This is a genomic window from Burkholderia singularis (assembly GCF_001718875.1).
GTDB lineage: Bacteria > Pseudomonadota > Gammaproteobacteria > Burkholderiales > Burkholderiaceae > Burkholderia > Burkholderia singularis.
The window spans coordinates 3,056,364-3,075,815 of the sequence record NZ_CP013448.1 but is presented as its reverse complement, the minus strand read 5'-3'; the positions used below and the strand labels follow the sequence as shown (position 1 = coordinate 3,075,815).

The following is a 19,452-nucleotide window of genomic DNA, read 5'->3' as shown; positions in this document are numbered from 1 at the left end:
AATGAACCTCCCGAGATTAACCGGTTTAGGTCTACAACAGTGTGATTAGTGTTGTCTTGCCGGCAAGTTATCTCCAAGCGCGCGCTGGCTGCCGAGGAAAGCTGAAAAGCTTTTGAGTTGGAGCGCTGGTTTCTCAACACAGTGCCATGAAAGAAATGCGCAGATCATGGTTACAAGCACTGTCAGCGCAAGATGTAGGCTGAATGGAGCCGTGCGGCCTATCGCCCAAATAAGCGTCTGCTGCACCATGAATGCATAAATGTAGATGCCATAGGAGACATCTCCAAATCTGCCGAATCGACGAAGGATCGGAGTCGAAGATGATCCAATGATCACGGTAAATGGAGCGATTACAATTAGTTTAGCCAACAAATGCTGTTCAAGTATATATACGAGCGTGCCAGCCGCGACAGCAGTTATGGCAACCCATAGTTTTCGCGACTCCCACATGTCTCTGTAGAGCCATATCAGCACTCCGATGCAGAAATAGAGGCCGTATTCGCGATTCATGCTTCGATCGGCATTCGTTTCGGCATGGAAGATGCCGAACTGATAGACCAAAAAAAATAGGATCGTGGTCAGGACGAATTTCCGTTTCCGCAGACATGTCAGGAGTCCGGCGATCGCCAGATAGATGTACCAGCGAGCCTCTATAGGAATCGTCCACGTCGAACCGTTAGCCGCCTTCGGGCGGTTTTTTTCGAGGGCTTGATGAAAAGCGAAGTCATTGCGAGTGCGGTGAAAGCCGCACCTGCGGTTGGCGGCAATTTTTGGCTGTGGCTGACAAGCCACGACATCAACTGGTACGTCGCGCTTGCGACACTCGGGTACATCGGGTTGCAGGCGTACTACCTTATTCGAAACAAGGGAAAGCGAGGCGAGTGGCTGCTCGATGGCTAACGTTTCAAAGAAGACTCTCGCTGGCGTTGTGGGGGCTGCTACGGCAGCCCTTCTTTTTTCCATCGTCCCGAAGTTCGAGGGCGAGGTACTGGTCGCGCGCGCAGACCCGATCGGGATCGTCACTGCGTGCTATGGCGATACGAAGAACGTGCGCGCTGGCCAGCGCTTCACGCCAGACGAGTGCCACGCACGTCTCGAACAGCGTCTCATCGAGCATGCCGAGCCGGTGCTGAAGTGCACTCCGGTGCTGAAGGGGCACACGTATCAGCTCGCGGCGGCAGTCAGCTTCGCCTACAACGTAGGGCCGGTGGCTTACTGCGGCAGCACGACGGCAAAGCGGTTCAACGCCGGTGACTGGAAGGGCGCGTGCCGCGCGATGAACGAGGCGGACAACGGCCGTCCGCAGTGGGTGACGGTTGGCGGGCGAGTGCTGCCTGGTCTGGTGAAGCGGCGCGCGGAAGAGCGCGCTTTATGTGAGCGGGGGCTGTGATGCTGAAAACCGTATGGCCGTATCTGCTGGCCTTGCTGCTGGGTGTCGCGGCCGGCTTCGGCCTCGAGCACCTGATCAGCGCAAGGCAGATTGCCGACATGAAGGCGGTCGCGCAGAAGGCGCAACTCGAGGCCGTCGACGCGGCTCGCGCTGAAGAACGACGCCACACCGCGGCCCAACAGGAGATTGCTGAAGATGCTGCGAAACAACGTGACCGGGCGCGCGCTGATGCTGCCGCCGCTGCTTCTGCTGCTGACGGCTTGCGCAAGCAAGTCGCCGTGCTTGTCGGGCGTGCCCGCCATTCCGCCGTTACCGCCGGAAGCGCGCCAACCGGCGACGCCCTCGATTTGCTTGCCGACGTGCTCGGCCGGACTGATGCACGAGCGGGAGAGTTGGCGCGCATCGCTGATGAACGGGGCGTCGCCGGCCGGCAGTGTGAAGCCGATTACGACGCGTTGACGCGCATCACGCGAACTGAGCGGCCGCATTAGCGTGGCGATTGAGAGAAACAGGGCGACCGAGGGGCGTGCGGGAGCACGTTCCTCGACCGTTTTCCACTGTGCGTGCCAGTGAATTGGCCAAGGCCCTGCTACCTACCGGTAGGCGGGTCGGATCGTTTCCACCCACAAGTTTAAAAACGGATTTGTCAATTGTAGATAAGGGTATTAATTGAATTAGCGGCAAGTGCCATCTTGTTAATTGGTAATTTTGTTTTTATAAAAACTGTCAACTAAGATATTTATTGTGATGTAAGTGGTAAAAAATTTTGTGATTAAAGATGTGAGTTCTATTCTGAACCTTGTTGGGGAGTGGTGAGTTGTATGCGCTTGCCATTGTTCAATGAGTGTGGGCGTCAGTATGGCATATGTCCGAGTTCGTCAATAAAATTTGGAGATGATCATGGAACAAATTGAAGAGGCTGCTGAGTGGCTGAAAAGTCTGTCGCTTCCTCATGAAAAGCTCACGAGGGGGTTGAATGTCTTCAGCGACCTTCGAGCCAGTGTCGCACAAAACCCAACTTTTGCCAGTTCAACGAATGATTACGAAAAAAATGCAAAGGAGCAAGAATCGCCAGGAACGTTTCCAGTAAGTATCTACGAGGGGTTGCAGACGGTCGTGAATCTTTGTAGAACAAAGTCTGGATTCAATCCGCTAAACCCGACCGGAAGCGGTGATAATGCTCATTTTATTGCGTTCACCGATGAGGTCGCTGGTGTTCCATTTTTTTCGCTGGATAGCTCATTTAGAAAGGATATTCATCAAAGAAGTCAGAATGCCGATGAAATAATTAATTCTTTCATCAGTGGATTTTCTGGTATCGCGGAGGGTGATATTGCAAAAATAAGGAATTCGCTTAAATCCCTTGTTTCGGCGGCATTGTCATACGCGACTGCGCAGCAAACGCAGTCGAACTTCACTCAAAATATTCTAGAAGAGGGAGGCAATAAAGTTATGTTTACGCTATACGCCAGTGACTTCGCGATCGAGGCGCGAAGCGGGAAAGGGACTATTAAGTTTCAATCGCGTTACCAGCTTCGGCAGGCCCAGTATTCGCTTTCCAGGGCATCATGGAACAATATTCGAGAGTTGTTCCGTGATCGGGAGAAGACGGACGCTGAGCGTTGGCTGGGACTCATGCGCACGGAAATCAATCCCAATTCTGAACTTCGAATTCCGTGTTTTGAGTAAGCACGTTTATCACTCGTGCGTATTGTGATGAGGTAGCACTGATCCCGTTGGTACATACGAGTGCCGGTGGCAGATCTATGTCGCTGGCGCTCGAGCAACTGTTTCCTGTTGCTTGGTGGTCGCGGAAGGGAACGGAAATTGACTTGGGAGATTGCTGCTGGCTGACTGGATTAGTTGAATCTCGCGGCATCGGTTGTTCGCCGTAGCCGGTTGAAGGCGGACGAGTCGAGGGTTCCGCTTTCATTCAATTCACTCTCGGACGCACGAGTACGTGTGTCGATGTGGCGCAGTACGTGACGCGCCTGTACGACCTAAATCATGAAACCCTACTCGAGCGTCAGCCTTCCCCTACCGGTGTAGCTGGTTGCATTCCACGCATCGCGCAAATCTGTCCAGTTCAAGCGCTCGAATTCGGGCAGTTTCGTTGCCTGATCCGGGATTCGGCTCGTCAGGCATATCGTAAAGTTTGCAGCGGATGGCTGCGCGGTTTTGTTCAATCAAGGGGCGGGTGATCGTGAGTCTCAACGATCATCCGGACATTCGGTGCGTATTCGACGGATTCCACATTGAGGCTGTGCCGATCCAGTACACGGTGGTTGGCGGTGCGGCCGGGCGCGTTGACCGGCGCAAACTCATTATTTTCAGTTGGGCTGATGCAGCAGAGCCGGCTGGGTTGTTCTAATTGTGAAGATCATGGAGACGGTTGCATCAAATCGACATTGGAGGCGATTCACGGCCTTTCCTTCAAAAAAAAGTGCGCTCGTTGCGAGTGCACTGCGGAAGGCTTTTGGCCGCCAAAAGCGCGACATCCCTCTTAGGCCGTAAGAGTTGGCGGGGAGGCAGATTCCCGCCGCAACGGATATCACGACACCGATGCTGGGGCGTTGAATACCCACAGCGAAGTCTTTCACGTTGGGTGTAATCAAACACCCAATGAAACCCAACTATTCGAGCGAAACGCGGAGCTCTTTAACGTCCGGGCACGTTTCCGCTATGAAGTCGACGGCGATATCAAGGCGTCGCCAAAGTTTGGTCTTCGCCAACGCCGTTTGAACTTCGAATTCCTGACCTCGGGATGTGACTACTAGCATCTTCCACCATCGCTCGTCCTCGATCATGGTTCTAATCAGGTGTATTTCGAGATCCGTGTGCATTTGCCCGAGTAGCAACAGTTCCTTCTTTGTTACCGCCGGCATCTCTTTGCCCTTCCCAAATAACAAGGAAAGGAGTAATGCCATGTCGGCGACCTAGTTTCTACGTTTCATTCAAACTTTTTCATGTTTGATGCGATTTGTGAAAACAAATCGTATCAAACGATATGGTAAACGGTTTCGATCGTCAACGTGAATTATGATTTTTTATATTGCGAAATTTGGGGTGCGAGTAGGATGGTTGGATTTTGATTGACGGTGATGTCGGGTGCGAGACGTCACTATGCGAAGGTTCTGCGGCTTGATGTACGCGGCAAGTAGCGGCGCCGGTATTGCCGGCAGGTAATGTGAGTGCGTCTACGTCGGTGGTGACGCTGCGGCAGGATGATTGAAGGGATGACAGTCGAACTTGAGGCAGTGAAAGCGATGCCGCACCTCTGGTGGGCGACAAGGTGGTGGCGCCCAGGTGTGCGATTACGCCAGAATTACGCCAAATTAGCCGGGAAGGCTTGTCGGATAAGGCGGGGAGGTGGTGTTCCTGGTCCCCCCGACAGGAATCGAACCTGTATCTAGCGCTTAGGAGGCGCTTGTTCTATCCATTGAACTACGGGGAGCGGATAGTTTGAGAGGCATGGGGCGGCGCTTGATGAAAGCGGGTCAAACCAAGCCTTGTCCCAACTGCCTTGGCGGAATATCAGCGCGTGTGTGAATAACGTGCGCTGATATGTCATGAAGCGTGGTTGATGACTTCGCCCCAGCTGTATCGCAGCGCTGCCTTCGCTGGATGGTTACAGTCTTCAGACGAAGCAACGCAGGCTTCGATGTTGCCGATCGGCAAATGCCGGCCGAATCGATTCGGTGTCCGCCGGCGAGGACAGAGTATATCAAAGCGATATGCGTGAAGGGAATCGATGAGGGTCGGACGCTGAGCGTCGCATGCGCCGGGTTCGAAAGACGTGGACGTAGTGTGCGTCGCCGCTGAGGAGCACGCGATTGCCGATTTCCCCACACTCAGGCCTCAGGCAACGCAAAGCACAAAACATAAAACGCGCAACCCCAACCAGCGTGCGGCGAATGACGTCTTCCCATCAGGATGGTCGTCGCCAAATATATCACAATCACATATAATTTCCGCGCCCGCCGCTTGCCGGCGCACGTCGACCATCCTTCCGTCATGCCGATGCCGTTTCGCTTCGTTTTCCCGTTTGCGCAGTTATGCACGTGGCTGCACCATTTCGTTCCGCTTCCGGTTACGTTGAGCCGGCGCGAACGGCTGCGCTCCTGTATCGGCGCGTTCGTCGGTATTGCATTTGTCGGTTGCATCATGCGTGCGATGCCGGGGGAGGTCGCACATGCGCCGCTGCTCGTCGCGCCGATGGGCGCGTCCGCGGTGTTGCTGTTCGCGGTGCCCGCCAGTCCGCTCGCTCAGCCTTGGTCGTTGATCGGCGGCAATTTCGTTGCGGCGACGGTCGGTGTGGCTTGCGCGCGATGGATTGGCGATCCGGTATTTGCAGCGGCGGCGGCGATCGCGGTTGCCATCGCCGGGATGTTCGCGTTTCGATGCGTTCATCCGCCATCGGGCGCGGTTGCGCTGACGGCTGTCATTGGCGGCCCGGCGATCCATGCGTTGGGCTTTCATTTCATCGTCGTCCCGATTCTGTTGCAATCGATGGCGTTGCTTGGCGCGGCGCTCGTCTATCACGCGCTGACGGGGCACCGTTATCCGCATGGCAACGCGCTTGCGAAGCCGGGCGCGCAGCACGGCGGCCAGCCGCAGCCTGTTGCGATGGGCTTCACCCGGGCCGATCTCGAGGAGGCGCTGCGGCGACGGGACGAATGGCTCGACATTGCGCCCGACGATCTCGAAGCGTTGGTTCAGGACGCCGAAATGCACGCGTATGCGCGGACATTCGACACGCTGTCGGCCGCCGACGTGATGACCTGTCCCGCGTTGAGCGTGCGACCCGAAGCGCCGGCGTCCGCCGCGCTCGCGCTGCTGAATCGGCATCGGATCAAGGCGCTGCCGGTCGTCGATGCGTCGTCGCGCGTCGTCGGCATCGTCACCCGCGCGGACCTCGCCGCACACGGCCGCCCGCGCTGGCGCGGGGCCGTCCAGTTCGCTTCTGCGCGCGAGATCCGTTCGCTGATGGCCACGCATGTCGAAACGGTTCGCACGACGACGCCCATCGCGGCGCTCGTGCCGCTGTTCGCGGATCGGGGCCATCACCATATTCCGGTGGTCGACGCCGATCATCGGCTTGCCGGCATCGTCACGCAGTCGGATCTGATCGCGGGCCTGTACCGGCAGACGCGGATGCAGCGCGTGGCATGATCCGGCTCGGGCGGCGCGGGCCGTTTGCCGGCATTTTCATCACATTGTGATATATTTGCGCGTGCACTGATCCATGGAATCTCGATGACCGACGCTTTCCGAGTTCTACAAAAAACCGATTTCGAGCAGCTTTCGGAGTTTCGTTACCAGATGCGGCGTTTCGAGCGTTTTTCCGAACAAGCCGCGCAAAGCGAGGGCATCACGCCGCTGCAATATCTGCTGCTGCTGCATATCAAGGGTTATCCGGATCGCGAGTGGGCAACGATCGGCGAGCTGGCCGAACGGTTGCAAGCGCAACATCATGGCGTGGTCGCGCTGGTGTCGCGTTGCGAGAAGCTGGGGCTCGTCAGGCGCAAGACGAGCGATGTCGATCGGCGGCAGGTCGAAGTCCATTTGGAAAAGACCGGCGAGAAGCTGCTCGCGCGGCTCGCCGCGTTGCATCGCGCGGAGCTGAAATCCTTGCGTGGCGCATTCCAGGTGCCTCAAATCGATTATTGACCGCTCGCTTTTTCTCCATCATGTCTCTTTCCGTTTCGCACAAGCGCGATTTCGCCCCGGGCGCGCGGCTGCCGCGTCTCATCGCGCTCGCGTTCGTGATCGGCCTGACGAGCACGCTGGCCGCTTATGTGCTGCTGAATCTGATTCACCTGTTCACGAATCTGTTTTTCTTTCAGCAGTTTTCGTTCGCGGACCGCTCGCCCGCAACGAATGCGCTTGGCGCGTGGGTGGCCGTGGTGCCGGTCGCAGGCGGGCTGATCGTCGGCTGCATCGCGCGCTTCGGCTCGGACAAGATCCGCGGGCACGGCATTCCGGAGGCCATCGAGGCGATTCTGTTCGGCAAGAGCCGGATGTCGCCGAAAGTGGCGATTCTGAAGCCGCTGTCGTCGGGAATCGTGATCGGAAGCGGCGGCCCGTTCGGTGCGGAAGGGCCGATCATCATGACGGGCGGCGCGCTCGGCTCGCTGATCGCACAGTTCGTCAAGCTGACTGCGGCCGAACGCAAGACCCTGCTCGTCGCGGGCGCCGCCGCCGGCATGACCGCGGTGTTCGGCTCGCCTGTCGCGGCGGTGTTGCTCGCGGTCGAGCTGCTGCTGTTCGAATGGCGTCCGCGCAGCTTCCTGCCGGTCGCGCTCGCGTGCGCGACGGCCGGTTTCGCGCGCGCGGTGTGGTTCGACGCGGGGCCGTTGTTTCCGCTGACGAGCGCTGCGCCGACGCCGGTTGCGTTCGGTTCATGCATCGTCGCGGGGTTGCTGTCCGGCGCGCTCGCGTGCGGGCTGTCGGCCGCGCTCTACAAAACCGAGGACTGGTTCGGGAAACTGCCGGTGCATTGGATGTGGTGGCCGGCGCTCGGCGCGCTCGCGGTCGGCATCGGCGGGCTGGTCGAGCCGCGCGCGCTGGGCGTCGGCTATGACGTGATCGGCGATCTGCTGCACGGGCATCTGGCGCTGCGCATCGCGCTCGCGCTGCTGCTCGTGAAGGCGGTGATTTGGGTCGTCGCGCTCGGTTCGGGCACGTCGGGCGGGGTGCTTGCGCCGCTGCTGATGCTCGGCGCCGGACTTGGCACGTTGCTGGGGCCGGTGCTGCCAGGCGGCGAGGCCGCGCTGTGGCCGCTCGTCTGCATGGCGGCGACGCTCGGGGCCACGCTCGGCGCGCCGCTCACGGCGATCGTGTTCGCGCTCGAACTCACGCACGACGTCAACGCGCTATTGCCGTTGCTCGCCGCGACGCTCGTTGCTCACGGTTTGTCGATTGCGGTGATGAAGCGCTCGATCATGACGGAGAAAATTGCGCGGCGGGGTCATCATATCTACCGCGAGTACGGTGTCGATCCGCTCGAGCGGCACTATGTCGATGAGGTGATGGCGCAGCCGGTCGTCACGATTGACGCGGATGCGGCACTCGCCGACGTGCAAGTCGAATATTTCAGCCGCACGCAGCGTCATCGCGCTTATCCGGTGACGCGCGGCGGCGCGCTGGTGGGCATGCTGGATCGGGCGGCGTTCGAGCGCGCGATCGACGCCCTTGGCAGCCGCGCGAATGCCGGTGAAGCCGTGCGCGCCGCCGCGCCCACGCTCGCGTATGCGCTGCCGCACGAGACCTGCCGGCTCGTCGCGACGCGGCTCGCTGTGCGGGAACTGGAGCGCTTGCCGGTGGTGGCCGATGCCCGGGGCTTGCGTGTGGTGGGCATCGTCGCGCGCAGCGATCTCGTCAAGCCCGCGCTCAAGCATTTCGACGAGGAGCACAAGCGCGAGCGATTCCGGTACGCGTATGCGCCGAGGGCGAGGCGCGGTGCGAGCGCCGCGAAAGCAGTGACCGGCCGGGCTCCGCGCTGAGCCGCGCAGCGTCGCGGCGGCGGATTGTCTGCCAAGCGCCGCCGCGGCTTGGGCGGCTGCGCCCGGCGGCGCACGCCGAGCGGGCCGGTCGCGCATCCCGCCGCGGCCCGGCGGCCGCCGCGGCATAGGCGCCGCTGCTCGATGAGGGCGCGCGCCGCGCGAACCGACGCCGCCACGAGCGGGCCGAGAGAACGCCAAGCCGGCGTGAATGGCGTGACCCTCGCCGATCGGACGCGCGGTGACGAGCGCCGCTTTCGCACGGTTCGCTTCTGTTCAGTTTCCTAAATAAATCGGCTCGGCACCTGCGCACCGGGAATTGCGCGGGGAGTGGCGCTGCACGCCGGCGCGCGCAGCAAGACGGGCTTCGCCGCATGTCGACGGGCCTTCGGCCATTTTCGTAGGCCGCGTGATTTCAGCGGAAATAAAGACGCCTATCCGATTTGGACTGCGTCGTTAGCCGGGCAAGCAGGTGCTTGGCTACGCGAACCGGTGTGCGCCGCAGGCGACGGCCGCTTCCTTTGCGCTCCGGGAAAGGGGCGCTGTCGACGCGCGTCGTTCGTTGAAAGGGCGTTGCGACGCGCATGGCGCTGGCAGGCGAGGCGGGCCGACGCCTTCCCGGCGGATTCGGGCGGGCGCGCAACCGACACTCAGAATTCCACAGCCGCGAATTCTTCCTTGCTGACGTCGCACAGCGGGCATCGCCAGTCGTCCGGGATATCGGCGAACCGCGTACCGGGCGCGATGCCTTCGTCCGGCAGGCCCTCCGCTTCATTGTAGATCCAGCCGCAAATCAGGCAGACCCAGCTCTTGTATTCGATGACTTCACTCATATCGCACTCTGAAAATGACACGGCATTCGGTCCGCCCGGCGCGCGCGGCGCATCGGGGCGGGACGGCGCAATGGTACCGGAATTGCAGGAGGGATTCGTCGGCGCTTGGCGCACGGTGTATCCTTCGATAACCTTTCAACCCCATAGGAGAAAGCGATGTTCAATACCAAATGGCTGGCCGGCGCGTTTGCGGCGGCTGCGTTCGGCACATCCGCCGCCGCTTACGCGGAAACCAACGTGTATTTTGCCGAGCCGGCCAATGGTGCGACGGTCACGAGCCCCGTTCATCTGAAATTCGGTCTCGAAGGCGACATGGCCATCAAGCCCGCGGGCGACATGACGGTGAACACCGGCCACCATCATCTTTTGATCGACGGACAGCCGATTCCGAAGGGCGAAGTGATTCCCGCGAACGAACATTCGCTGCACTACGGCAAGGGGCAGACTGAGGCCGACGTGAAGCTGTCGCCCGGTCCGCATAAGTTGACGCTGCAGCTCGGCGACGGCATGCACCGCTCGTATGGGCCCGAACTGAGCCAGACGATCACGGTCAACGTCAAGTAAGCCGGCGCGCGGCTTGACGCTGCGCGTCGGGCGTCCGGGCAACCGGGCAACCGGGCATTCGGGCGCACACCGGGCGCGCCGTGGGCCGCGGCCGTCGCGAACAGGTTTTCCCGAGCCCGCCGCCCGTCAATCGGCCCGGCCGGTCGGATCGGAAAATCACCGGCCCCGCACGCGCCGGCACGGCAGGCCGTCCGGCCATGTCGGCAGCGCGTGCGGCCCCCGGTACAATGTGCGTCCGATTCCTCTTTGCTGTCTTTCCCATGTCGCTTTATTCGATCACCGGCGCGCAACTCGCGTTCGGCCATGTCGCGCTGCTCGATCACGCGGACTTTTCGCTCGAGGCCGGCGAGCGTGTCGGGCTCATCGGCCGCAACGGCGCGGGCAAATCGTCGCTGCTCAAGATCGTCGCGGAGCTGGCGAAGCCGGACGACGGCCTCGTCACGCGCCAGCAGGGGCTCGTGACGGTCTATGTGCCGCAGGAGCCGGAATTCGACGCGGGGCAGACGGTGTTCGACGCGGTCGCATCCGGCGTTGCCGGCGCGCGCGCGCTGCTCGCCGACTACGACGCGATCGCGCACCGCCTGGCGCAGACGCCCGAAGGCGCGGAGCACGACGCGCTGCTCGCGCGGATGAACGTGCTGCAATCGTCGCTCGATGCGGCCGATGCGTGGAATTGGCGCACGCGGGTCGCAACGACACTCGCGCAAATCGGGCTCGACGCAGCGTTGCAGGTCGACGCGCTGTCCGGCGGGATGCAAAAGCGCGTGGCGCTCGCGCGGGCGCTCGTCGTTCAGCCCGACGTGCTGCTGCTCGACGAGCCGACCAACCATCTGGACTTCGACGGCATCCGCTGGCTGGAGGAATGGCTCGTCGCGCAGCGCGCGGGGCTGCTGTTCATCACGCACGATCGCGCGTTTCTCGACCGCGTGGCGACGCGCATCGTCGAACTCGATCGCGGGCGCCTGCTGTCGTATCCGGGCAATTTCTCCGCGTATCAGACACGCAAGGCGCAGCAGCTCGAAGTCGAACGCATCGAGAACGAGAAATTCGACAAGCTGCTCGCGCAGGAGGAAGTCTGGATTCGCAAGGGCGTCGAGGCGCGGCGCACGCGCAGCGTCGGCCGCATTGCAAGGCTCGAGCAGATGCGCCGCGAGCGCGCGCAGCGTCGCGCCGTGCAAGGCAATGTGCGGCTCGATGTCGCGCAGGGCGAGAAGTCCGGCAAGATCGTTGCGGAACTGACCGACGTGACGAAACGTTTCGGTGAGCGTACCGTCGTCGAGCGTTTCTCGGCGGCGGTGATGCGTGGCGACAAGATTGGCTTCGTCGGCCCGAACGGCGCGGGCAAGACGACGCTGCTGAAGCTGATTCTCGGCGAGTTGGCGCCTGACGAAGGCGTGGTGCGCGCCGGCGCGAACCTGCAGGTCGCGTATTTCGATCAGATGCGCGCGCAGCTCGATCCGGAAAAGAGCCTGGCCGACACGATCAGCCCCGGCAGCGATTGGGTCGAGATCGGCGGCGCGAAAAAGCATGTGATGAGCTATCTCGGCGATTTCCTGTTTGCCCCCGAGCGGGCGCGCTCGCCGGTCAAGTCGCTGTCGGGCGGCGAGCGCAACCGCCTGCTGCTCGCGCGTCTGTTCGCGCGGCCTGCGAACGTGCTCGTGCTCGACGAGCCGACCAACGATCTCGACATTCCCACGCTCGAGCTGCTCGAGGAGCTGCTGACCGACTATGACGGCACGGTGCTGCTCGTCAGCCACGACCGCGCGTTTCTCGACAACGTCGTCACGTCGGTGATCGCGGCCGAGGGCGGCGGCCGTTGGCGCGAGTACGTCGGCGGCTTCACCGACTGGCAGGTGCAGCGCGAGCGTGCGCAGCGGCTCGCCGACGAACAGGCGGCAAAGCATGCGGCGAAGGAGCCCGCGGGCGCGAAGGATCAGAAAGACCAGAAGGACGATGCGCCGAAGAGCGCGGCAGGCCGCAATGCGCAGCGCACGGTGAAGCTGTCGTTCAACGAGCAGCGCGAACTCGACGCGCTGCCCGACAAGATTGCCGCGCTGGAGGCCGAGCAGAAGGCGATCGGCGCCCAGCTCGACGACGGCGCGATTTTCGTGACCAACCCGCAGGAAGGCACGCGGCTCACCGAGCGCTTCGCCGCGCTCGACGACGCGCTGCTCGAGGCGCTCGAGCGTTGGGAGGCGCTGGAGGCGAAACGCAAGCCGTTGTGATCCGTCGTTGCGGAACCAGTAAAATACGCCGCGTCGCGGGCAGGCCGTTCGCGGCGCGCCGCCCGCTTTCGGAGCACGGCGCGCACGTCCTTGTTTCGACTCGAATTTTTATCGAATTCAACGTTTTGTCCACGACCTTATCCACACGAGCTGGGGATAAGGTCCCGGTGAATGACGACACTGATCTATGTCCATGAAAAAGCCCGCAGCGGCCTATAGCGAAGCATCGATCAAGGTGCTGAAGGGCCTCGAGCCCGTCAAGCAGCGGCCCGGCATGTATACGCGCACGGAAAACCCGCTGCACATCATTCAGGAAGTGATCGATAACGCCTCCGACGAGGCGTTGGGCGGTTACGGCAAGCTGATCACGGTTACGCTGCATGCGGACCAGTCGGTGTCCGTCGAGGACGACGGCCGCGGCATTCCGTTCGGACTGCATCCGGACGAAGGCGTGCCGGTCGTGGAGATCGTGTTTACGCGGCTGCACGCCGGCGGCAAATTCGATAAGGCGAAGGGCGGCGCGTACACGTTCTCCGGCGGCTTGCACGGCGTCGGCGTGTCGGTGACGAACGCGCTCGCGACGCGGCTCGACGTCAGCGTCTGGCGCGACGGCAAGCTTGCCACGCTCGGCTTTGCGGACGGCGACGTGGTGCGGCCGCTGGCGACGCAATCGGCGGCGCGCGGCGACAAGAAAACCGGCACGCGCGTGACCGTCTGGCCGAATCCGAAATATTTCGATTCGCCGAACCTGCCGATGGGCGAACTGCAACGGTTGCTGCGCTCGAAGGCGGTGCTGTTGCCCGGCGTCGAGATCGTGCTCGTCAACGAGAAGACGGGCGAGCGGCAGAGCTGGAAGTACGATGACGGCCTGCGTGGCTATCTGCTCGACGAGATGAACGGCAGCGAGCTGCTGATTCCGCTCTTCGAAGGCGAGCGCTTTGCCGATTCGCGTTCGGGCGACGACACGTTTGCCGAGGGCGAGGGCGCGTCGTGGGTCGTCGCATGGAGCGAGGAAGGCTCGCTCGTGCGTGAATCGTATGTGAACCTGATTCCGACGCCCGCGGGCGGCACGCACGAATCGGGCTTGCGCGACGGCCTCTATCAGGCGGTCAAGAGCTTCATCGAGCTGCACAACCTGCAGCCGAAGGGCGTGAAGCTGCTCGCCGAGGACGTGTTCGCGCGCGTGTCGTTCGTGCTTTCCGCGAAGGTGCTCGATCCGCAGTTCCAGGGGCAGATCAAGGAGCGGCTGAACAGCCGCGACGCGGTGAAGCTCGTGTCGTCGTACACGCGTCCGGCGCTCGAGCTGTGGCTCAATCAGCACGTCGAGCACGGCAAGAAGCTTGCCGATCTCGTCATCAAGCAGGCGCAGGCGCGCACGCGCGCGGGGCAGAAAGTCGAGAAGCGGAAGAGTTCGGGCGTGGCCGTTTTGCCGGGCAAGCTGACCGACTGCGAAACCGAGGACATCGCGCGCAACGAGCTGTTCCTCGTCGAGGGCGATTCGGCGGGCGGCTCGGCGAAGATGGGCCGCGACAAGGAATACCAAGCGATTTTGCCGCTGCGCGGCAAGGTGCTGAATACGTGGGAAACCGAGCGCGACCGGCTGTTCGCGAACAACGAGGTGCACGACATTTCCGTGGCGATCGGCGTCGATCCGCACAGCCCCGACGAAAGCGTCGATTTGTCGAACCTGCGTTACGGCAAGATCTGCATTCTGTCGGACGCGGACGTCGACGGCGCGCACATCCAGGTGCTGCTGCTCACGCTGTTCTTCAAGCATTTCCCGCAATTGATCGAGCGCGGCCACGTGTTCGTCGCGCGCCCGCCACTGTTCCGGGTCGACGCGCCCGCGCGCGGCAAGAAGCCCGCGCAGAAGCTCTACGCGCTCGACGAAGGCGAACTCGACGCGATCCTCGACAAGCTGCGCAAGGACGGCGTGCGCGAATCGCAGTGGAGCATCAGCCGCTTCAAGGGCCTGGGCGAAATGAGCGCCGAGCAGCTTTGGGACACGACGATGAACCCCGACACGCGCCGCCTGATGCCCGTCGCGCTCGGCGAGCTCGATTTCGAATCGACCGTCAGGCAGATGACGATGCTGATGGGCAAGGGCGAGGCGGCCGCGCGCCGCAACTGGCTCGAGGAAAAGGGCAACGAAGTCGAGGCGGATATCTGAGCGAAGCCGGGCGCGCGCCCGGCATTGCACGCATCGCATATACGGACACGGAATCTAGATGGACGACAACACTCCCGATCTTTTCGCCGAGCCGGCCGCGCCCGAGGGCGATTATCTGACGCTCGGCCGCTACGCGGAGCGCCAGTATCTCGACTACGCGGTGAGCGTCGTGAAGGGACGCGCGCTGCCCGACGTCTGCGACGGCCAGAAGCCCGTGCAGCGGCGCATTCTTTACGCGATGAACGAGATGGGCCTCGGCGACAGTGCGAAGCCCGTGAAGTCCGCGCGCGTCGTCGGCGACGTGCTCGGCAAGTATCACCCGCATGGCGACCAGTCCGCGTATGACGCGCTCGTGCGGCTCGCGCAGGATTTCTCGATGCGCTATCCGCTGATCGACGGCCAGGGCAACTTCGGCTCGCGCGACGGTGACGGCGCGGCGGCGATGCGCTATACCGAAGCGCGCCTCACGCCGATCGCGAAGCTGCTGCTCGACGAGATCGACCAGGGCACCGTCGATTTCATGCCGAACTACGACGGCTCGTTCGACGAGCCGAAGCTGCTGCCGAGCCGGCTGCCGTTCGTGCTGCTGAACGGCGCGTCCGGGATCGCGGTCGGGTTGGCGACCGAGATTCCGTCGCACAACCTGCGCGAGGTCGCGGCGGCCGCCGTCGCGCTGATCCGCCAGCCGGCACTGCCGCACGCGGAACTCATGCGGCTGGTACCGGGGCCGGATTTTCCGGGCGGCGGCCAGATCATCTCGAGCGACGCCGAGATTTCGGCCGCTTACGAGACGGGCCGCGGCAGCCTCAAGGTGCGCGCGCGCTGGAAGATCGAGGATCTCGCGCGCGGCCAGTGGCAGTTGGTCGTCACCGAACTGCCGCCGAACACGTCGTGCCAGAAGGTGCTCGAGGAAATCGAGGAGCTGACGAACCCGAAGCTCAAGGCCGGCAAGAAGACACTCACGCAAGAGCAGGCCAATACGAAGAAAGCGATGCTCGATCTGCTCGACGCGGTGCGCGACGAATCAGGCAAGGACGCGCCCGTGCGGCTCGTGTTCGAACCGAAGTCGCGCACGATCGACCAGACCGAGTTCGTCAACTCGCTGCTCGCGCACACGAGCCTCGAATCGAATGCGCCGCTGAACCTGGTGATGATCGGCGAGGACGGGCGGCCCGCGCAGAAGGGGCTGGCGTCGATTCTCGGCGAGTGGGTGCGGTTCCGTCAGGTCACCGTCACGCGCCGCTGCCGCCATCGGCTCGGCAAGGTGAACGACCGGATCCACATCCTCGAAGGGCGGATGATCGTCTTTTTGAACATCGACGAAGTGATCCGCATCATCCGCGAATCGGACGAACCGAAGGCCGCGCTGATTAACGCGTTCGAGCTGACCGAGCGGCAGGCCGACGACATTCTCGAAATTCGTCTGCGCCAATTGGCGCGGCTCGAGAAGATCAAGATCGAGAAGGAACTCGACGAATTGCGCGCCGAGAAGGACAAGCTCGAGGAACTGCTCGCGAACGACAGCGCGATGAAGCGGCTGATGATCAAGGAGATCGAGGCCGACGCGAAGCAATTCGGCGACGAGCGCCGCACGCTAATCCAGCAGGAAAAGCGCGCGACGTTCGAGGCGAAGGTCGTCGACGAACCGGTGACGGTGGTGGTCTCGCAAAAGGGCTGGGTGCGCGCGCTGAAGGGCCACGGGCTCGATCCGGCCAGCTTCTCGTTCAAGGCGGGCGACGGCCTGTATGCGGCGTTCCAGTGCCGCACGCCGGACACGCTGATCGCATGGGGCAGTTCGGGCCGCGTCTATTCGGTGCCGGTGCAATTGCTGCCGGGCGGGCGTGGCGACGGCGTGCCGGTCACGTCGCTGATCGAGCTTGAATCGGGCTCGCACCTGCTGCATTACTTCGCCGCACCGGCCGAACAGCCGCTTCTGCTCGCGTCGAGCAACGGCTTTGGCTTCGTCGCGAAGGTCGGCGATATGGTGAGCCGCGTGAAGGCGGGCAAGGCGTTCATGACGATCGACGACGGCGCGGTTCCGCTCGCGCCGATGCCGGTGCCGCCGGATGCGGCGATGGTCGCGTGTTTGTCGAGCGGCGGGCGTCTGCTCGTGTTCGGCATCGACGAGATGAAGACGCTCGCGGGCGGCGGGCGCGGCGTGACGCTGATGGCGCTCGACCCGAAGGAGACGCTCGTGCAGGCGCTGGCCGTCGGCGCGACGGGCGTGGTGCTGACCGGTACGGGGCGCGGCGGCAAGGTGCAAGAAGAAACGTTTGCCGGCGGCGCGCTCGAGCCGCATATCGGCAAGCGCGCGCGTAAAGGGCGCGCGCCGGACACGAAGCTGAAGATCGCCGGGTTGCGGCCAGTGCTCGGCTGACGGGCAGGCGGCGCGGCCGCCCGGGCGCAGGTGGCGGCGGCCGGCTTTGCGTGGCGGTTCGGGATGGCGGATGCGCGTTCGTGCCGGACGGCGGCTGGCTGCGGATGGTCAACGAGGTGATTCGGCCATGGCCGTTCGGCGCCGGCGGGCGCGCTGGTGGTTCAGGTGCCAGCGGCGCGGCGGGTTTCGCGCCGACCGTGAGCCATTGTGGCCCATTGCGCTGAACCGTTGCGCGCCGCGGCTGTCGAACGCGCTCATCGTGCCGTGCGCCGCACGGCATTGCAATCTGAAAAACCACCAGGATTCCTCACATGTCTCACGCCATAGCCGTCGCCTTGTTTGTCCATTTGCTCGCGGTCGCGGTGTGGGTGGGCGGCATGGTGTTCGCGCACTTCTGTCTACGTCCCGCATTGTCCGATCTGTCGCCGCAGCTTCGCCTGCCGCTCATCGAGGCGGTGTTCGGCCGCTTCTTCAACTGGGTGGCGGGCGCGGTGATCGCGATCCTGCTGACGGGCGGCGTTTTGCTGACGAGCTTCGGCGGCGCGCACGCGAGTTGGCCGCTGCATGCGATGGCGGGACTCGGCATCGTGATGATGCTGATTTTCGGCCACATCCGCTTCGCGATCTTTCCGCGCATCCGCCGCGCGGTGCAGGCGCAGAATTGGCCGGACGGCGCGCGCGCCGTCAATGCGATGCGTTTGCTCGTTGTCGTGAATCTCGTGCTCGGCGTCGTGACGACGGGGGCGGCAGTGCTGTCGCGCGGCTTCTGAGCGCCGATTCGCGGCGGCGGGCCGGTTTCATGCCGGCTTTCGCGCTTCGTTGCCGTTTTGCGCCGCGCGCGAATGCCGGGTCACGGCCGGTATGCGCCGGGCGTCACGCCGCGAGCATCGTGTCCAAAAGCCATGACCCGGCCGGCCCGAGCGGCCGGCTGCGCGACCATACCGCATCGACGGGCACCCGCCGCGGCCAGCCGCGCGCATTGAGTTCAACGAGCCGTTCGCGCGCGAAATGCTCGACCATCCAACGCGGCAGTTCCGCCCAGCCGAACCCCGCGACCGCCATTTCCAACAGCAGCAGATAACTCGGCGCCGACCAGTAACGCCTGCCCGCGACCAGCCCTGTCTCGATGCGCTCGCCATGCGGCGCGACATACGTGTTGAGCCGCAGCTCGCGGGCGTCGTGCAGCGCGGCAAGCGGCACTTCGGCGTTGCCGTGCGCCGCGAACGGATGCTGCAAGCCGACGTACAGACCGATTTCCGAGCGTTCGGCGACCGTTGCCGCGCCGATGTCGGGCGGGTACGTGCTGCGCGCCGCCATCAGCCCGAGCTGCGCGCGCCCCTGCTGGATCAGGTCGAGCACGTCGTCGTGTTCGGCAATCTGGCATTCGAATTCCAGCGTCGGAAAACGGCGATCGAGTTCCGCGAGCGTCTGCTCGTACCGGCTCGACTGGTAGGTATCCGATACGACGAGCGTCAGCCGCGCTTCCTCGCCGCCCGCCAGGCGGGCGGCGACCTGATCGATCGCCTCGCTGGCCTCCAGCACGCGATGCACGTCGGGAAGCAGCGCGCGGGCGGCGTCGGTCAGCGTCGGCTGACGGGTCGAACGGTCGAACAGCGTGACGCCAAGGTCGATTTCGAGATTCGCGATCGCCTCGCTGATGGTCGACTGCCGCTTGCCGAGCTTGCGCGCGGCGGCGGAGAACGACCCAAGGGCGGCCGCTTCGGCAAACGCGAGCAGCGCTTCGGGGGAATGACGCATGGCGCATCGTCCTTTTTTATATCGGAAAAACCGATGCTATTTAATTGGATAATTTCGGTCAATCCGATAAAAATAGTGCCATGTCGTTGACCGATGGAGATGTTCATGCAAAAGCTGATTCCGCAGAAAACCCTGACCGAGCGCCTGATTCACGCGCTCGTTTTCGAAGTGACCGCGATCGCCATTTGTGCGCCGTTCATGAGCTGGTTGCTCGGCTTGTCGCTCGTGCATGTCGGCGCATTGACGGCCGTGGTGTCGCTGATCGCGATGGCGTGGAACATGGCGTTCAACGCGTTGTTCGAGCGGATCGAGCGTCGGTATCGCTTGACGCGCACGCTGGCGTTGCGCGCGGTTCACGCGATCGTGTTCGAACTCGGCCTGATCGCGATGGCGTTGCCGCTTGCGTCGTGGTGGCTCGAAATCACCCTGTTCGAGGCCCTGTTGCTCGACCTCGGCATTCTGCTGTTCTTCTTGCCGTACACGTTCCTGTTCAACCTGGGCTACGACCGCCTGCGCACGCGCTGGGTTGCGCAAAGGGCGGTGGCCTGATGACGAACGTAAAGCGAATCGATTGCAGGGGTTCGAGACGAAAGCCGGCGCGACTGCCGGCTTTTTTTATGCTTCGCGCGCGGA

The 19,452-nt window shown here is 62.8% G+C and carries 16 protein-coding genes, 1 tRNA gene and 1 pseudogene; 13 read left to right on the top strand and 5 right to left on the bottom strand.

From position 1 onward, the window contains the following. Nucleotides 1-45: 45 nt before the first annotated feature. Complete coding sequence (locus AQ611_RS26675) at nt 46-963, bottom strand: acyltransferase family protein (protein WP_335645248.1); 918 nt, start codon at nt 961-963, stop codon at nt 46-48. Between AQ611_RS26675 and AQ611_RS13590 the strand changes: the two genes are divergently transcribed. The 4 genes and pseudogenes from AQ611_RS13590 to AQ611_RS26670 form a co-directional block, all read left to right on the top strand. Continuing rightward, on the top strand, nt 893-1,390 hold the full coding sequence (locus AQ611_RS13590) for a lysozyme (RefSeq protein WP_069234819.1): 498 nt from the start codon (nt 893-895) through the stop codon (nt 1,388-1,390). The genes AQ611_RS26675 and AQ611_RS13590 overlap by 71 nt on opposite strands. Beyond that, complete coding sequence (locus AQ611_RS13585; RefSeq protein ID WP_069234818.1) at nt 1,390-1,881, top strand: DUF2514 family protein; 492 nt, start codon at nt 1,390-1,392, stop codon at nt 1,879-1,881. Before AQ611_RS13590 ends, AQ611_RS13585 begins: the two co-directional genes overlap by 1 nt. 409 nt (nt 1,882-2,290) lie before the next feature. Next, nucleotides 2,291-3,079, top strand: a complete 789-nt coding sequence (locus AQ611_RS25575) for a hypothetical protein (protein ID WP_069235305.1) — start codon at nt 2,291-2,293, stop codon at nt 3,077-3,079. A gap of 469 nt (nt 3,080-3,548) precedes the next feature. Further along, nucleotides 3,549-3,761 (top strand): annotated as a pseudogene (locus AQ611_RS26670) (DNA adenine methylase); the annotation flags it as partial. A 262-nt stretch (nt 3,762-4,023) separates the two neighbouring features. Here AQ611_RS26670 and AQ611_RS13570 read toward each other — a convergent pair. Then, nucleotides 4,024-4,317 (bottom strand): hypothetical protein, encoded by a 294-nt coding sequence (locus AQ611_RS13570; RefSeq protein ID WP_083237322.1) that lies wholly within the window; start codon nt 4,315-4,317, stop codon nt 4,024-4,026. A gap of 452 nt (nt 4,318-4,769) precedes the next feature. After that, a tRNA-Arg gene (locus AQ611_RS13565) sits at nt 4,770-4,844 on the bottom strand. Between the two features lie 560 nt (nt 4,845-5,404). Between AQ611_RS13565 and AQ611_RS13560 the strand changes: the two genes are divergently transcribed. From AQ611_RS13560 to AQ611_RS13550, 3 genes are all read left to right on the top strand, one after another. After that, nucleotides 5,405-6,562, top strand: a complete 1,158-nt coding sequence (locus AQ611_RS13560) for an HPP family protein (protein WP_374755063.1) — start codon at nt 5,405-5,407, stop codon at nt 6,560-6,562. A gap of 84 nt (nt 6,563-6,646) precedes the next feature. Then, nucleotides 6,647-7,060 (top strand): MarR family winged helix-turn-helix transcriptional regulator, encoded by a 414-nt coding sequence (locus tag AQ611_RS13555; RefSeq protein ID WP_069234816.1) that lies wholly within the window; start codon nt 6,647-6,649, stop codon nt 7,058-7,060. Between the two features lie 20 nt (nt 7,061-7,080). Beyond that, entirely contained in the window at nt 7,081-8,895 is a 1,815-nt protein-coding gene (locus AQ611_RS13550) for a chloride channel protein (protein WP_069234815.1), read from the top strand. A gap of 647 nt (nt 8,896-9,542) precedes the next feature. Here the strand turns inward: AQ611_RS13550 and AQ611_RS13545 are convergent. Beyond that, entirely contained in the window at nt 9,543-9,725 is a 183-nt protein-coding gene (locus tag AQ611_RS13545; RefSeq protein ID WP_059512960.1) for a rubredoxin, read from the bottom strand. A 156-nt stretch (nt 9,726-9,881) separates the two neighbouring features. On the opposite strand from AQ611_RS13545, the gene AQ611_RS13540 reads away from it, so the two are divergent. The 5 genes from AQ611_RS13540 (at nt 9,882) to AQ611_RS13520 (ending at nt 17,831) form a co-directional block, all read left to right on the top strand. Next, complete coding sequence (locus AQ611_RS13540) at nt 9,882-10,289, top strand: DUF4399 domain-containing protein (protein ID WP_069234814.1); 408 nt, start codon at nt 9,882-9,884, stop codon at nt 10,287-10,289. A gap of 260 nt (nt 10,290-10,549) precedes the next feature. Next, a complete protein-coding gene (locus AQ611_RS13535; protein ID WP_069234813.1) occupies nt 10,550-12,514 on the top strand; it encodes an ATP-binding cassette domain-containing protein in 1,965 nt (654 codons plus the stop codon). Between the two features lie 187 nt (nt 12,515-12,701). After that, on the top strand, nt 12,702-14,684 hold the full coding sequence (gene parE, locus AQ611_RS13530) for a DNA topoisomerase IV subunit B (RefSeq protein WP_059512966.1): 1,983 nt from the start codon (nt 12,702-12,704) through the stop codon (nt 14,682-14,684). 58 nt (nt 14,685-14,742) lie between these two features. Beyond that, nucleotides 14,743-17,061, top strand: coding sequence for a DNA topoisomerase IV subunit A (parC, locus tag AQ611_RS13525; RefSeq protein ID WP_059512968.1), 2,319 nt, complete (start codon nt 14,743-14,745; stop codon nt 17,059-17,061). A gap of 311 nt (nt 17,062-17,372) precedes the next feature. After that, a complete protein-coding gene (locus AQ611_RS13520) occupies nt 17,373-17,831 on the top strand; it encodes a CopD family protein (protein ID WP_069234812.1) in 459 nt (152 codons plus the stop codon). Nucleotides 17,832-17,934: 103 nt separating this feature from the next. On the opposite strand, the gene AQ611_RS13515 is transcribed toward AQ611_RS13520, so the two are convergent. Next, nucleotides 17,935-18,819 carry a LysR family transcriptional regulator gene (locus AQ611_RS13515; protein ID WP_069234811.1) on the bottom strand — a complete coding sequence of 295 codons (885 nt, stop codon included), beginning with the start codon at nt 18,817-18,819 and terminating at the stop codon, nt 17,935-17,937. 93 nt (nt 18,820-18,912) lie between these two features. Between AQ611_RS13515 and AQ611_RS13510 the strand changes: the two genes are divergently transcribed. Continuing rightward, the gene (locus AQ611_RS13510; protein ID WP_059512975.1) at nt 18,913-19,368 is read left to right on the top strand and encodes a multidrug/biocide efflux PACE transporter; all 456 of its coding nucleotides are present in this window, start codon (nt 18,913-18,915) and stop codon (nt 19,366-19,368) included. Nucleotides 19,369-19,452 lie beyond the last annotated feature (84 nt).

Excerpts from the sequence above, each read along its gene's own strand:
- AQ611_RS13590 (WP_069234819.1), top strand. The coding sequence starts at position 893 with ATGGCTAACGTTTCAAAGAAGACTCTCGCTGGCGTTGTGGGGGCTGCT.
- AQ611_RS26675 (WP_335645248.1), bottom strand. The coding sequence starts at position 963 with ATGGAAAAAAGAAGGGCTGCCGTAGCAGCCCCCACAACGCCAGCGAGA.
- AQ611_RS13585 (WP_069234818.1), top strand. The coding sequence starts at position 1,390 with ATGCTGAAAACCGTATGGCCGTATCTGCTGGCCTTGCTGCTGGGTGTC.
- AQ611_RS25575 (WP_069235305.1), top strand. The coding sequence starts at position 2,291 with ATGGAACAAATTGAAGAGGCTGCTGAGTGGCTGAAAAGTCTGTCGCTT.
- AQ611_RS13570 (WP_083237322.1), bottom strand. The coding sequence starts at position 4,317 with ATGGCATTACTCCTTTCCTTGTTATTTGGGAAGGGCAAAGAGATGCCG.
- AQ611_RS13560 (WP_374755063.1), top strand. The coding sequence starts at position 5,405 with ATGCCGATGCCGTTTCGCTTCGTTTTCCCGTTTGCGCAGTTATGCACG.
- AQ611_RS13555 (WP_069234816.1), top strand. The coding sequence starts at position 6,647 with ATGACCGACGCTTTCCGAGTTCTACAAAAAACCGATTTCGAGCAGCTT.
- AQ611_RS13550 (WP_069234815.1), top strand. The coding sequence starts at position 7,081 with ATGTCTCTTTCCGTTTCGCACAAGCGCGATTTCGCCCCGGGCGCGCGG.
- AQ611_RS13545 (WP_059512960.1), bottom strand. The coding sequence starts at position 9,725 with ATGAGTGAAGTCATCGAATACAAGAGCTGGGTCTGCCTGATTTGCGGC.
- AQ611_RS13540 (WP_069234814.1), top strand. The coding sequence starts at position 9,882 with ATGTTCAATACCAAATGGCTGGCCGGCGCGTTTGCGGCGGCTGCGTTC.
- AQ611_RS13535 (WP_069234813.1), top strand. The coding sequence starts at position 10,550 with ATGTCGCTTTATTCGATCACCGGCGCGCAACTCGCGTTCGGCCATGTC.
- parE (WP_059512966.1), top strand. The coding sequence starts at position 12,702 with ATGTCCATGAAAAAGCCCGCAGCGGCCTATAGCGAAGCATCGATCAAG.
- parC (WP_059512968.1), top strand. The coding sequence starts at position 14,743 with ATGGACGACAACACTCCCGATCTTTTCGCCGAGCCGGCCGCGCCCGAG.
- AQ611_RS13520 (WP_069234812.1), top strand. The coding sequence starts at position 17,373 with ATGTCTCACGCCATAGCCGTCGCCTTGTTTGTCCATTTGCTCGCGGTC.
- AQ611_RS13515 (WP_069234811.1), bottom strand. The coding sequence starts at position 18,819 with ATGCGTCATTCCCCCGAAGCGCTGCTCGCGTTTGCCGAAGCGGCCGCC.
- AQ611_RS13510 (WP_059512975.1), top strand. The coding sequence starts at position 18,913 with ATGGAGATGTTCATGCAAAAGCTGATTCCGCAGAAAACCCTGACCGAG.